The sequence below is a fragment of the Bacillus sp. B1-b2 genome, assembly GCF_009183415.1.
GTDB lineage: Bacteria > Bacillota > Bacilli > Bacillales > Cytobacillaceae > Niallia.
In genome coordinates, this window is record NZ_WEHU01000011.1 from 57421 (window position 1) to 71154 (window position 13734).

The 13734-nt window shown below is 34.2% G+C and carries 15 protein-coding genes; all 15 read left to right on the top strand.

From position 1 onward, the window contains the following. Positions 1–66 precede the first annotated feature (66 nt). A complete protein-coding gene (locus tag F9279_RS12565; protein ID WP_152113502.1) occupies positions 67–543 on the top strand; it encodes a chemotaxis protein CheW in 477 nt (158 codons plus the stop codon). A 2-nt stretch (positions 544–545) separates the two neighbouring features. Then, on the top strand, positions 546–1187 hold the full coding sequence (locus F9279_RS12570) for a chemotaxis protein CheC (protein WP_152113504.1): 642 nt from the start codon (positions 546–548) through the stop codon (positions 1185–1187). Continuing rightward, a complete protein-coding gene (locus tag F9279_RS12575; RefSeq protein ID WP_152113506.1) occupies positions 1180–1677 on the top strand; it encodes a chemotaxis protein CheD in 498 nt (165 codons plus the stop codon). The genes F9279_RS12570 and F9279_RS12575 overlap by 8 nt, the downstream gene beginning before the upstream one ends. A 750-nt stretch (positions 1678–2427) precedes the next feature. Beyond that, a complete protein-coding gene (locus tag F9279_RS12580) occupies positions 2428–3192 on the top strand; it encodes a FliA/WhiG family RNA polymerase sigma factor (RefSeq protein ID WP_152113508.1) in 765 nt (254 codons plus the stop codon). A gap of 22 nt (positions 3193–3214) precedes the next feature. Further along, on the top strand, positions 3215–3523 hold the full coding sequence (locus F9279_RS12585; protein ID WP_152113510.1) for a hypothetical protein: 309 nt from the start codon (positions 3215–3217) through the stop codon (positions 3521–3523). Between the two features lie 9 nt (positions 3524–3532). Continuing rightward, the gene (locus F9279_RS12590; protein WP_152113512.1) at positions 3533–4156 is read left to right on the top strand and encodes a hypothetical protein; all 624 of its coding nucleotides are present in this window, start codon (positions 3533–3535) and stop codon (positions 4154–4156) included. Positions 4157–4308: 152 nt separating this feature from the next. After that, entirely contained in the window at positions 4309–5013 is a 705-nt protein-coding gene (rpsB, locus tag F9279_RS12595; protein WP_152113514.1) for a 30S ribosomal protein S2, read from the top strand. 186 nt (positions 5014–5199) lie between these two features. Beyond that, positions 5200–6084 carry a translation elongation factor Ts gene (tsf, locus tag F9279_RS12600; RefSeq protein WP_152113516.1) on the top strand — a complete coding sequence of 295 codons (885 nt, stop codon included), beginning with the start codon at positions 5200–5202 and terminating at the stop codon, positions 6082–6084. A 78-nt stretch (positions 6085–6162) separates the two neighbouring features. Next, entirely contained in the window at positions 6163–6891 is a 729-nt protein-coding gene (gene pyrH / locus F9279_RS12605; protein WP_152113518.1) for a UMP kinase, read from the top strand. Next, complete coding sequence (gene frr / locus F9279_RS12610) at positions 6891–7448, top strand: ribosome recycling factor (protein WP_152113520.1); 558 nt, start codon at positions 6891–6893, stop codon at positions 7446–7448. The genes pyrH and frr overlap by 1 nt, the downstream gene beginning before the upstream one ends. A gap of 375 nt (positions 7449–7823) precedes the next feature. Beyond that, entirely contained in the window at positions 7824–8600 is a 777-nt protein-coding gene (locus F9279_RS12615; RefSeq protein WP_152113522.1) for an isoprenyl transferase, read from the top strand. 20 nt (positions 8601–8620) lie between these two features. Beyond that, on the top strand, positions 8621–9412 hold the full coding sequence (locus tag F9279_RS12620; RefSeq protein WP_152113524.1) for a phosphatidate cytidylyltransferase: 792 nt from the start codon (positions 8621–8623) through the stop codon (positions 9410–9412). A 31-nt stretch (positions 9413–9443) separates the two neighbouring features. Then, positions 9444–10586: a 1-deoxy-D-xylulose-5-phosphate reductoisomerase gene (locus F9279_RS12625; protein ID WP_152113526.1), complete on the top strand. Its 1143-nt coding sequence runs from the start codon at positions 9444–9446 to the stop codon at positions 10584–10586. Positions 10587–10601: 15 nt separating this feature from the next. Further along, entirely contained in the window at positions 10602–11867 is a 1266-nt protein-coding gene (gene rseP, locus F9279_RS12630) for an RIP metalloprotease RseP (RefSeq protein ID WP_152113528.1), read from the top strand. A 96-nt stretch (positions 11868–11963) separates the two neighbouring features. After that, entirely contained in the window at positions 11964–13661 is a 1698-nt protein-coding gene (locus F9279_RS12635) for a proline--tRNA ligase (RefSeq protein ID WP_152113530.1), read from the top strand. Positions 13662–13734 lie beyond the last annotated feature (73 nt).

The following is a 13734-nucleotide window of genomic DNA, read 5'->3' on the forward strand; positions in this document are numbered from 1 at the left end:
TTTTGAAGGTTTATCTATAGCAGCCTGTAGCTTCATTATTGCTTAAATGAGAGGAATGAATAGTGGATGAGTGAGGCTGTTTCGACAGATGAAAAATTAATAATATTTGAGCTTAAGGGAAAAGAATATGCTATTTCTGTACATCAGGTTATGTCTATTGAAAAGAAAATGCATATAACAAGAATTCCAAATATTGCACCTTTTGTTAAAGGTGTTATCAATTTAAGAGGTGTAGTTACACCAATTATTGATTTACGCTTACGATTTGATTTAGAAGAAATTAAGTATACAGATTCAACAAGAATCATAATAATCATGCTAGAGGATATGGAAGTAGGGATTATTGTTGATTCTGCTAATGATGTAGTTGACGTAGATACATCTAAATACGAAGCAGCTCCTGAAACAATTGGCGGAAACGAAGTTGATTATATTAAGGGTGTTGTGAAATTAGATAAACGCTTACTGATTCTCGTTGACTTGGAAAAAGTTTTTGATAGAAATGTACTAAAGAATTTCATGAAAAATAAAAGTGATGAGTAAGTATGACATTTATTAAGAACTTAAATTCTTTAAAACTTGATATATTGAGAGAAATAGGGAACATCGGGGCAGGAAATGCGGCTACGTCTCTTTCTAAATTACTTAATAAGACAATTGATATGAAGGTTCCTGACGTACAAATTGTTTCCTTTGATCAAATGATGGAAATGGCTGGTGGTTCTGAAAATATTGTTGCTGGTGTCTTTCTTAGGTTAGAAGGAGATGTGCCAGGGAGTATGTTTTTTATGCTTCCAATTGAACAAGCTAATAAATTTATACGGGATATGATTGGTGATTCAGCAATAGATTTAAGTCAACCACCATATGATGAGATTGCATTATCTGCATTACAAGAGTTAGGGAATATCCTTTCAGGTTCTTATCTATCCTCTTTGTCTGATTTAACAAACCTATCTCTATATCCATCTGTACCTGCTTTAGCAATCGATATGGTAGGGGCAATTGTTACTTACGGTTTAATTGAGCTTTCTCAAGTAAGTGACTATGCGATTGTTATTAATACAGAATTAGTAGAGAAAGATCACGAAGTATCGAAACGTGTAAATGGCCATTTCTTCTTGTTACCAGATCCAGATTCCTTTAGTACCCTTTTTCAATCATTAGGAGTGCAAGAGGATGAATGAACAAATCACCGTAGTAAAAGTAGGAATAGCGGATATGAATGTAGTGGAAGCACCTCATACTATTCGCACATCTGGTCTAGGCTCATGTGTTGGAATTGTTTTATATAGTCCTGTTAAAAGAATTGCAGGGTTAGCTCATATCATGCTTCCAGAATCTACATTATCCAAGTCTGGACCAATCAATAAAGCCAAATTTGCTGATACTGCTATTATTGAACTGGTTGAAAAGCTAGAAACGCTTGGCCTAAATAGGAAAACATTAGTGGCTAAAATTGCTGGTGGTGCACAAATGTTTCAATTTAATGGCACGAGCGATATTATGAGAATAGGTCCTAGAAATACAGAAGCAGTAAGAAAAGTTCTTCAAACATTAAATATTCATATATCTGGTGAGGATGTAGGAGGAAATAGCGGAAGAACAATTGAATTTTCTCCTGTTACTCATGAGTTAACGATACGAACCGTGAACAAAGGAACTCATATTATCTAATTTATATTGTGCAAAATATATTCTCGCTTTATCATGAATGAGACTATCTCTAGCAAGGAGATACCTACTAGATTAATCTATTAGTAAGGGTATTATTCTGCACCAGAGATAGTCTTTTTTTTGTTTGATACGAAAAGGTTTGTAAAGATTCTCCTAATTAATAGTGAATAATACCTATTTTTTAGATAGAGGAAGGAAAACTTTAAGAAAATATTCGTATCTTCTGCTAAAATCAATAGTGAATTGTATACATAATTGGTTATATTTATTACTAATAGAACTAGTTTCATTCAACCGTTAACTTTTTTGAATGGATACGTTTCTTAAAGTTAAAAATAGAGTAGATATAATAAAAATAATGATGTTTCCTCGTTAATGATTTCAAGTTGGTTTAAAGCTTCTAAAGGTGAAGTCAAGGAGGTTTTATAAATGGCGGTTTTTGTAAAGAGTGTAACTAAAAATACTTTATAAAAACTTATGTAAATGGATGATGTAACAAGTATCATTCCCTTAATGAAAGTAAAGGGGAAAGTGGGACTTTACAGAAGGTAGGTATCTTAACTATCCTCTTTGGCAAGTGAGAAACATTATTTTGCACAAGTAGCAGGAACTTAATCAGGATCGAAGAAACGACAATTAAACAAATGAGATGTAATTCCTAGTTATATGAATTTTTTATAAATAGAAGAGGCTGGAAAGTATAGATACAAATGAACTAGAGGTTGTCTAAGCTGCTTAGGAGGGTATTCAATGGAGAAGGATTCAACAATAGAAGAGAAACAAGCTTGGGAAAAATGGATTGAGTCAAGGGATACGGAGGTAGGTAATCAATTAATAAAAAAACACATGTCTTTAGTCAGCTTTCATGTGCAACGAATATCTGTTGGATTGCCAAAAAGTGTCTCACGTGACGAGTTAACAAGTCTTGGTATGATGGGACTTTATGATGCTTTGCAACGCTTTGACCCGAAACGAGACTTGAAATTTGATACATATGCATCTTTTCGGATAAGAGGCAGTATCATAGATGGATTAAGAAAAGAAGATTGGCTTTCAAGGGGTACAAGAGAAAAGTCAAAGAAAATTGAGGCAACAATAGAAAAACTGGAGCAAAAATTAATGCGGAATATAACTGCTCAAGAAGTTGCTGAGGAGCTTGAACTACCAGTAGATGAAGTATATTCAACAATGAATGAACATTTTTTTGCTAACGTTCTTTCTATTGATGAACAAATGAATGAGAGCGATGACAAAGAATCTCAGAGTTTTTCTATTAGAGATGATAAGACATTAATACCTGAAGAGAAAGTATTGAAAGATGAATTAGTACAAGAAATGTCTGTTAAGATTCAAGAGTTAAACGATAAAGAGCAATTGGTCATTAGCTTATTTTATAAAGAGGAATTAACACTTACTGAAATTGGCAGTGTGATGAATCTATCCACTTCAAGAATTTCTCAAATACATTCTAAAGCGATATTTAAACTAAGACACTCTCTTGAAAAAGTAATCTAAAGAGGAGAACAGGGGGAAGGTTATGAGTTTAAAAGCAATTGAGATGCAAATAGCACTTCCGCGTACAATGGATGCAGGTAAAATTCAAGAACAACAAGACCACAAATCTCAGCATATGTATCATTTAGCAGGACAAGAGCTAAGAAAAGAAGAAGAACGGAAAAGGACAGCGGTAATAAAAGGGGAAGCGCAAACACCTTTACAATGGAGAAAACAGAAGGATAACGAATTTGTAAATCTTCAAAAGAAAAGAAGTGAGGATGAAACAAAGCAAGAGAGTAGTACATTTAAGCATCCTTACAAAGGAAATAGTATTGATTTTAGTGGATAGAGGGATGAAATGATTAATTTTTTACTTTTTTTAAGTATTACTTTACATTTAATTGCCTTTCTTTTTATTGTACTTTTATACTTAAGGCAAAATAAATTGATGAATATGGAAAGTGCTCAAGCAAAAAACTTAGAGGAAATGGAAGATATCATTACCTCTTTTATAGAGCAAATGAAAGAAGAAAATGAAGAGTTTATCGAAAAACTTACTAGAGCTAAAACGGTTGTGCTAGATGAAAGCACAACTACAGAAGCATCGAAAAAAGACATTCCTACTGTTATGGAAGAAAAAGTAGATCTTGATAAAGAATTAGAATGGAAACCAAAAGGTGTAAATACAAATAAAGCTCTATTGAAAAATTATACTTCTAGTTTGAATAAAATAAATTCTATTCCAAATGAAATAGAAAAAGAAGATATTGAGGAACTGCTAAATTTAATTCTTCCTGCAGAAAAAGTCGAATTGGAATTAGAAGAAGAGGTAGAAGAAGTAAAAGAAATAGAAAAAGAAAAAACCTTATTAGAAGAAGCTTTAGAGCTAAAAGAAGAAGGGAAATCTATTGAAGAAATCGCAAGAAAATTAAATAAAGGCAAAACAGAAATAGAATTACTTCTTAAATTTAGACAAATTTAGTAAAGATACTTGATTGTCTAAAATACATATGCTATATTAACAAATGGTGTTAATACACACGCTTTTGGATTTAATCATTGGTGCTGTTCTTACAGTTTTGATTAAAAATGATAAAAGCGGAGGAAATCAAAACCATTAGGAGGAAAAAACACATGTCAGTTATTTCAATGAAACAATTACTTGAAGCTGGTGTACATTTCGGTCACCAAACTCGCCGTTGGAACCCAAAAATGAAGAAATTCATTTTCACAGAGCGTAACGGTATCTACATCATCGACCTTCAAAAAACAGTTAAGAAGGTAGAAGAAGCTTATAACTATGTGAAAGAATTAGCTGGAAACGGTGGTACAGTTCTTTTCGTAGGTACTAAAAAACAAGCACAAGATGCTATTAAAGAAGAAGCTATCCGTTCTGGTCAATACTTTGTAAACCAACGTTGGTTAGGTGGAACTTTAACAAACTTTGAAACAATTCAAAAACGTATTGCTCGTTTAAAAGAAATCGAAAGAATGTCTGAAGACGGTACTTTCGAAGTACTTCCTAAAAAAGAAGTAGTACAACTTAACAAAGAGCTTGAGCGTTTAGAGAAATTCTTAGGCGGAATCAAAGATATGAAAAAGATTCCAGATTGCCTATTCATCGTAGACCCACGCAAAGAGCGTATTGCAGTTGCTGAAGCTCATAAATTAAATATTCCAATCGTTGGTATTGTTGATACTAACTGTGATCCAGACGAAATTGATGTTGTTATTCCTGCGAATGATGATGCAATCCGTGCTGTTAAATTATTAACTGCAAAAATGGCAGACGCTATTTTAGAAGCTAAACAAGGTGAAGAAGTAGCGGTTGCTGAATAAAACGAATAAACTTGTTTGAGGATTAGTTACTAGTTATCTAATTGGATAAGAAGTATAACGTTTAGGGACTTGTGAAAAAGGTGATAAAGAGCATCCCTCTTATCACCTTTTTTTCAAGAATATTGCTTAAAACAACGTGATTTTGGATAAAAAAATAATACATAGACCTTAAGGAGGCTAACTACTATGGCTGTTACAGCTCAAATGGTTAAAGAACTACGTGAAAAAACTGGTGCTGGAATGATGGATTGTAAAAAAGCACTTACTGAAACAAATGGTGATTTAGATAAAGCGATCGATTTCTTACGTGAAAAAGGAATTGCAAGTGCTGCTAAGAAAGCAGACCGTATTGCTGCTGAAGGAACTACTTACGTTTCTGTTGAAGGAAACGAAGCAGTTATCCTTGAAGTGAACTCAGAAACAGATTTCGTTGCTAAAAACGAAGGTTTCCAAGTATTAGTTAAAGAACTTGCTGCACATCTTTTAGCTAACAAACCAGCATCAGTTGAAGAAGCTCATACTTCTGAAATTACTGCAGGTACTACTGTTGAGTCACACATCAATGCTGCTATCGCTAAAATTGGTGAAAAATTATCTCTACGTCGTTATGAAATCAAAACGAAATCAGATAATGATGCATTTGGTGCTTACCTTCACATGGGTGGACGTATTGGAGTTCTAACTGTTCTTGAAGGAACAACTGATGAGTCTGCTGCTAAAGACGTTGCTATGCACATTGCTGCATTAAATCCTAAATATGTATCTCGTGATCAAGTTTCTGCAGAAGAAGTTGCTCATGAGAAAGAAGTATTAACTCAACAAGCATTAAACGAAGGCAAACCAGCTAATATCGTTGAAAAAATGGTAGAAGGCCGTTTAAGCAAATATTTTGAAGATGTTTGTGTACTTGATCAATCTTTCGTTAAAAACCCAGACCAAAAGGTTCGTCAATTTGTTGAATCTAAAGGTGCTACTTTACGCGAATTCGTTCGTTATGAAGTAGGAGAAGGTATTGAAAAACGTGAAGATAACTTTGCTGAAGAAGTTATGAACCAAGTTAACAAAAAATAATCATATATATATGGTAATGTATAGGGGGCACCACGGTGTTCCCTATTTTTCAAGATATTTCACAAAGCGGAGGTTTTCATGAGTAGTAATCCTAAGTATAAAAGAGTTGTATTGAAATTAAGTGGTGAAGCATTGGCTGGAGAAGCTGGCTTTGGTATAAATCCTAGTATCATAAAAAATGTAGCCGAGCAAGTAAAAGAAGTAGCAGAACTAGGTGTAGAAGCTGCAGTTGTAGTTGGCGGCGGGAATATCTGGCGTGGTAAAATAGGAGAAGAAATGGGAATGGATCGAGCAAATGCTGACTACATGGGTATGTTAGCAACTGTTATGAATTCATTAGCTCTTCAAGACAGCTTAGAGCAATTAGGAATTGAAACTCGAGTTCAATCTTCTATTGAAATGAGACAGGTTGCTGAGCCATATATTAGAAGACGCGCTATAAGACATCTTGAAAAAAAGAGAGTAGTCATTTTTGCTGCGGGAACTGGTAATCCATACTTCTCAACAGATACTACTGCGGCATTACGAGCAGCTGAAATTGAAGCAGATGTTATCTTAATGGCTAAGAACAATGTGGATGGAGTATATACAGCAGATCCTAAAACAGATAAAACAGCTACTAAATACGATGAACTAACTTATTTCGATGTAATTAAAGATGGACTTGCGGTAATGGATTCCACTGCTTCATCCCTATGTATGGACAATGATATCCCATTAATAGTATTCTCTATCACAGAAGATGGAAATATTAAAAGAGCAGTTATGGGAGAAACAATCGGAACAATTGTAAGGGGGAAAAAATAATGCCAAAACAAGTTATAGCTAATACAAAAGAAAGAATGGATAAAGCGATCCAAAGCTATTCTAGAGAGCTAGCAAGCATCCGTGCTGGTCGTGCAAATGCTGCTTTATTAGATCGAATTTCTGTTGATTACTATGGTGCTCCTACACCTGTAAATCAATTAGCAGGTATTAGTGTTCCAGAAGCAAGACTATTAGTTATTCAACCATACGATAAATCTGTATTAGGTGATATTGAGAAAGCAATCCTAAAATCAGATATCGGTTTAAATCCATCAAATGATGGAAGTGTTATTCGCTTATCCATTCCAATGCTTACAGAAGAGCGTCGTAAAGAATTGGTGAAAAACGTGAAAAAAGAGTCTGAAGAAGCAAAAATTGCGATCCGCAATATCCGCCGTGACGGAAATGATGACTTGAAGAAGTTAGAGAAAAACGGAGAAATCACAGAAGATGATCTTCGTGGATTCAATGATGACATTCAAAAGTTAACAGATGAATACATTGTTAAAGTCGATGCTCTAACAAAAGAAAAAGAAAAAGAAATTTTAGAAGTGTAAGGAATATATATTCTGTTTTAAAAGCTCTCTAATATTAGAGAGCTTTTTGTTTTTTAGAAACCCCTGAGTTTTGCCTAGGAGTTTCAAGGCTTATAGCGAGGGTAGGAGAAGATTTCACTGTTATTTAAATTTTTTCTCTTTTGTTAAACAATTGCTATAGAAAGGAAAAAAAAGGGGAAGAAAGAAGAGTTTTCGTTTGTAATTATATGCTATTTTTAATTGATAGTTGCTTATGCTGGATAGTTTCCTATAATATAGTAAGGGAACTTATTTTATTCACCCTTAATAGAAAAGAAATTAGAGAAGTGGATCTTTTTTTTATCCAATTGGAACATAGGTGGAAGAAAGAAAAGATTTATTTTGGAGGAGCTATTTATGTTTAACAAAATAAGGTTATGGAAGAAGAAGGATGTATCTTCTACTCTCCAAGACCGTATTGAAATAGTAAAGAAGCAGCATATACCTGAACATGTTGCAATCATCATGGATGGAAACGGCAGATGGGCTAAAAAAAGAAAGCTGCCAAGAATTGCTGGACACCATGAAGGAATGAAGTGTGTAAAACGGATAACAAGAATGGCCGATGATTTGGGAGTAAAGGTGTTAACCTTATATGCTTTTTCTACAGAAAATTGGAAAAGACCAAAATCAGAAGTAGATTATATTATGTCCTTACCTGAACAATTTCTTGGTACTTTTTTGCCTGAACTAATAGAAAAGAACGTTCGAGTTACCGCAATTGGATATACAGAGGGATTACCAGAATCTACATTAAATTCCTTAAATAATGCGGTAGAAAAAACAAAAAATAATACAGGCTTGAATTTAAATTTTGCACTGAATTATGGTTCTAGAGCTGAAATGTTAGAAGCGGTGAAGGCAGTAGCGAAGGATTGTGAACAAAAGAAATTAAATATAGATGATTTAACAGATGAAAAATTCTCATCCTATTTAATGACTAAGAATGTAAGTGATCCTGATTTGTTAATTCGTACGAGTGGTGAGATTAGAATTAGCAACTTTATGCTCTGGCAAATAGCTTACACAGAGTTATATTTTACAGATACTTATTGGCCAGATTTTAGTGAAGAAGATTTAATTGAATCCATTGAAGTATTCCAAAATAGACAGCGTCGTTTTGGTGGAGTCTGAAGAGAGTTGGGAAAAATAAGATGAAGCAGAGAATTATAACAGCAATCATAGCAATAGCTATTTTTCTTCCGGTTGTATTAATCGGAGAAGTTCCATTAATAATCTTTACCTTTTTCCTTGCAGCAATAGGAATTTTTGAAATGTTTCGTATGCGTAAATTACCTTTATTATCGTTTCCAGGAGTTCTCTCCATTGTAACGGTTTGTCTACTGGTTCTACCTGGAAATGATATTGGATATAAGGATATTAGTAAGGTAGAAGTAGGCTTAGTTGTCCTATTACTGTTACTATCATATATGGTTTTTTCTAAAAACCGCTTTACATTTGATGATGTAGCTTACACGGCATTATCCGTCATTTATATAGGAATAGGTTTTCATTTCTTCATTCAAATAAGAGAAGAGAGCTTGGCTTATTTAGTATATTCACTGTTTATTATTTGGGCTACAGATTCAGGTGCATACTTTATTGGAAGAGCATTAGGAAAACGTAAATTATGGCCAGATATAAGTCCTAACAAAACAGTCGAGGGTTTTATCGGAGGAATACTATGTGCTATTCTAATAGGAGTTCTATTTAATGTATTTGGATACATAGAATGGTCCATAGGATTTATCATCACGACTATTTTATTATCTATATTTGGACAAATTGGTGATTTAGCAGAATCTGCACTTAAAAGACATTATGATGTGAAAGATTCTGGTAGTCTACTTCCAGGTCATGGCGGAATTTTAGATCGCTTTGATAGTCTAATTTTTGTATGGCCATTATTATTTTTTATTTTCGAACGTTTTCTTCATTTGATTTAAAAATGAAATTGGGTTGTAGGAGTGAGGGCATTTGAGATATATAAGTTTACTTGGAGCGACTGGTTCTATTGGAACACAAACACTAGATGTAATAAAAAATCATCCAGAATCTTTCCAATTAGTTGCTTTTTCATCAGGAAAAAACATAGATTTAACAAGAAGTATCATTCAACAATTTAAACCAGAGCTTGTTTCTGTAACAGAGAAAGAGGATTATGAGAAATTAAAGCTTGAATTCCCTTCTGTAACACTTAGCTATGGAATGGAAGGATTAGTAGAGGTTGCCGTATATCATAAAGCAGATGTACTTGTAAATGCGGTTTTAGGAAGTGTAGGCTTAAAGCCGACATTGCAAGCAATGGAAGCAGGTAAGGCAATTGCGATTGCGAATAAAGAAACATTAGTTACAGCAGGTCATATAGTAATGGAAGCAGCTGCTAAATATAAGGTTCCAGTTCTACCGGTAGATAGTGAACACTCTGCTATCTTCCAATGCTTACAAGGGGAACAAGAAAAAAATATTGAGCGTTTAATCGTTACAGCCTCTGGTGGAAGCTTCCGCGATTTAAAACGAGAAGATTTACAGAATGTTACGGTTGAAGATGCTCTAAAACATCCTAACTGGTCAATGGGTGCAAAAATTACGATTGATTCAGCTACCATGATGAATAAAGGCTTAGAGGTTATAGAAGCACATTGGTTATTTTCCCTTCCATATGACAAAATTGATGTATTATTACATAAAGAGAGTATCATTCACTCTATGGTAGAATTCCATGACAGTAGTGTAATGGCGCAATTAGGAACACCAGATATGAGAATGCCCATTCAATATGCCCTTTCGTATCCAGATCGTATGAAATTAATTAATGCGGACAGATTAGATCTAGCGAGTATAGGGAAATTGCATTTTGAACAAATGGATTTAAATCGATTCAGATGTTTAGCTTTCGCCTATGAAGCAGGAAGAATTGGTGGAACGATGCCAACTGTATTAAACGCTGCTAATGAAATAGCTGTACAAAGGTTCCTTAATAGAGAAATAAGCTTCCTACAAATTGAGGAATTGATTGAAAGAGCGCTTGATACACATCAAACGATTCATCATCCAAGCTTAGAAGAAATCCAAGAAGTAGATAGGCAAACAAGAAAAAGAGTTTACACACTTCTATAAAAAGGTGGTTAGAATTTGTATACAGTCATAGCATTTATCATTATTTTTGGTGCTTTAGTATTCTTTCATGAGTTAGGGCACTTTGTTCTAGCAAAGAGAGCAGGAATATTATGTCGTGAGTTTGCGATCGGAATGGGTCCTAAAGTTCTTTCCATAAAAAGAGGGGAAACACTTTACACCATCCGCCTTCTTCCAATAGGAGGATATGTGCGTATGGCAGGAGAAGATCCAGAAATAGTAGATATCAAGGCAGGTCATCGGATAGGTTTACTTCGTAATGACAGTGAATTAGTAACGAAAATCATCTTAAATAATAAAGAAAAATATCCAGAAGCACGTGTTATAAATGTGGAAGAGGCAGATTTAGAGCATAAACTATTTATTAAAGGGTATGCAGAAGATGATTTGGAAGATAATCTTTTAACTTTTTCTATTAAAGAAGATGCTGTTATTGTAGAGAATGGTGTAGAAACACAGATTGCACCATATAATCGTCAATTTAATAGTAAAACTTTATTACAAAGAACACTGGCTATTTTTGCAGGACCAGCTATGAATTTTGTTCTAGCATTCTTACTTTTTATTGTGATTGCACTTGTACAAGGTATGCCTTCTAATGAGGCGAAATTAGGGAAAATTACTGAAGATGGTGCAGCAATAAGTGCAGGGTTAAAAGAAGGCGATAGTGTCATTAGTATTGATGGTCAATCTGTTACAACATGGAAAGAAGTTGTCTCTATTATTCAAAAGAGCCCAGGTGAAAATTTGGAGTTCTTAATTGAACGTAATGGAGAAGAAATGAACGTAGAGGTAACTCCTAAAGAGTCTGAAGTGGATGGGGAAACGATAGGCTTAGTTGGTGTTTATAGTCCAATGGAAAAATCTCCATTGAAATCTATCCAATTTGGCTTTGAGCAAACCTATACCTGGACAAAAACAATCATCGGGGCAGTTGGGAAATTAGTTACAGGACAGTTTTCTATTGATGCTTTAGGTGGTCCTGTTGCCATCTATCAATCAACAGATACGGTTGCTCAATCTGGGATCTATTCTTTAATTAACTGGGCTGCGGTTTTAAGTATAAATCTTGGTATTATGAACTTATTACCACTACCAGCATTAGATGGTGGCCGATTATTATTCTTTGCTATTGAAGCAGTTAGAGGGAAGCCGATTGATAGACAGAAAGAAGGAATGGTTCATTTTATTGGATTTGCCCTACTTATGTTATTAATGATTGTCGTTACTTGGAATGATATTCAACGGTTTTTTATTCAATAAATATTATTTTCCCCTTTACATAAAAGGGGAAATATTGTTTTATTAAGAGATACGTATTAAATATTTTAGTTATTTAAATTATAGAGGTGCTAATAGATGAAGCAAAGTAAGATGTTAATTCCAACATTAAGAGAAGTACCAGCTGATGCAGAAATTAAAAGTCATCAACTATTATTAAGAGCAGGTTATATTAGACAAAATGCAAGTGGTATCTATTCTTATCTACCATTAGCGAATAAAGTATTAAAGAAAATTGAACACATCATCAGAGAAGAAATGGATGCAGCTGGTGGTGTAGAACTGCTTATGCCAGCATTACAACAAGCAGAGCTTTGGCAAGAATCTGGAAGATGGTTTACTTATGGACCAGAATTAATGCGTTTAAAAGACAGAAACAGTCGTGAATTTGCACTTGGAGCTACTCATGAAGAAGTAATTACAAGCTTAGTTCGTGATGAAATTAAGTCTTATAAGCGTTTACCGTTAACTCTTTACCAAATTCAAACAAAGTTCAGAGATGAAAAACGCCCTCGTTTTGGTATTTTACGTGGACGTGAATTTATTATGAAGGATGCATATAGCTTTCATACATCTCAAGAAAGTCTTGGAGAAGTATATGATGCATTATTCCAAGCCTATTGTAATAGCTTTGAAAGATGTGGATTAAATTACCGAGCAGTTATTGCAGATAGTGGAGCAATGGGTGGAAAAGATACACATGAGTTTATGGCATTATCTGATGTCGGAGAAGATACCATTGCGTATTCTACCGAGTCAAATTATGCAGCAAATGTCGAAATGGCACCTGTTATTAACACATATGTTAAATCGGATGAAGCAGTATTAGAATTAGAAAAAGTGGAAACAAAAGATCAAAAATCAATTGAGGATGTTTCTTCATTCCTAGAAATAAGTGCAGATAAATGTATTAAATCTCTGTTATTTAAAGCAGACGAAAAATTTGTCCTTGTATTAGTTCGTGGAGATCATGAAGTAAATGATATTAAAGTAAAGAACTTACTAGGAGCAAGTGTTGTAGAACTAGCAGATCCAAGTGAAACAGAAAAGGTTTTAAGTTGTAAAGTAGGATCGCTTGGACCAGTTCAAGTGAAAGATGTGGAAATAATTGCTGATAATGCTGTTCAATCTATCGTAAATGGTGTATGTGGAGCTAATGAAGAGCACTTCCATTTCATTAACATAAATCCTGACCGTGATTTCCAAGTAACACAATATGCAGACATTCGTTTCATTCAAGAAGGAGATCTTTCTCCAGATGGTAAAGGTATCATTGCATTTGCTAAAGGGATAGAAGTAGGTCATGTATTTAAATTAGGAACACGTTATAGTGAAGCAATGGGTGCTACGTACTTAGATGAAAACGGAAGAACACAGCCAATTATTATGGGTTGTTATGGTATCGGTGTATCTAGAACAATGGCTGCAATTGTTGAACAGTTTAATGATGATCGCGGAATTGTTTGGCCAAAAGCAGTTGCGCCTTTCGATGTTCATGTGATTACTGTTAATACAAAAGATGAAAATCAAAATGAGCTATCAGAAAAATTATACTCCATGCTTAAAGCAAACCGTCTAGATGTATTAGTAGATGATCGACAAGAGCGAGCTGGTGTGAAATTTGCAGATTCTGATTTAATTGGTTTACCAATTCGTATTACAGTTGGGAAAAAAGCTTCAGAAGGAATCGTAGAATTAAAAGTGAGAAGTACAGGTGAAATGCTAGAAGTACATGAAAATGAATTGTTAGCTACAGTGAACAAATTACTTCAATAATATAGTTGCTTCTTTAGAAAAAGGTTTAGCCAAAGTGCTAAGTCTTTTTCTATTTTTATGGACGAAAAAGCGC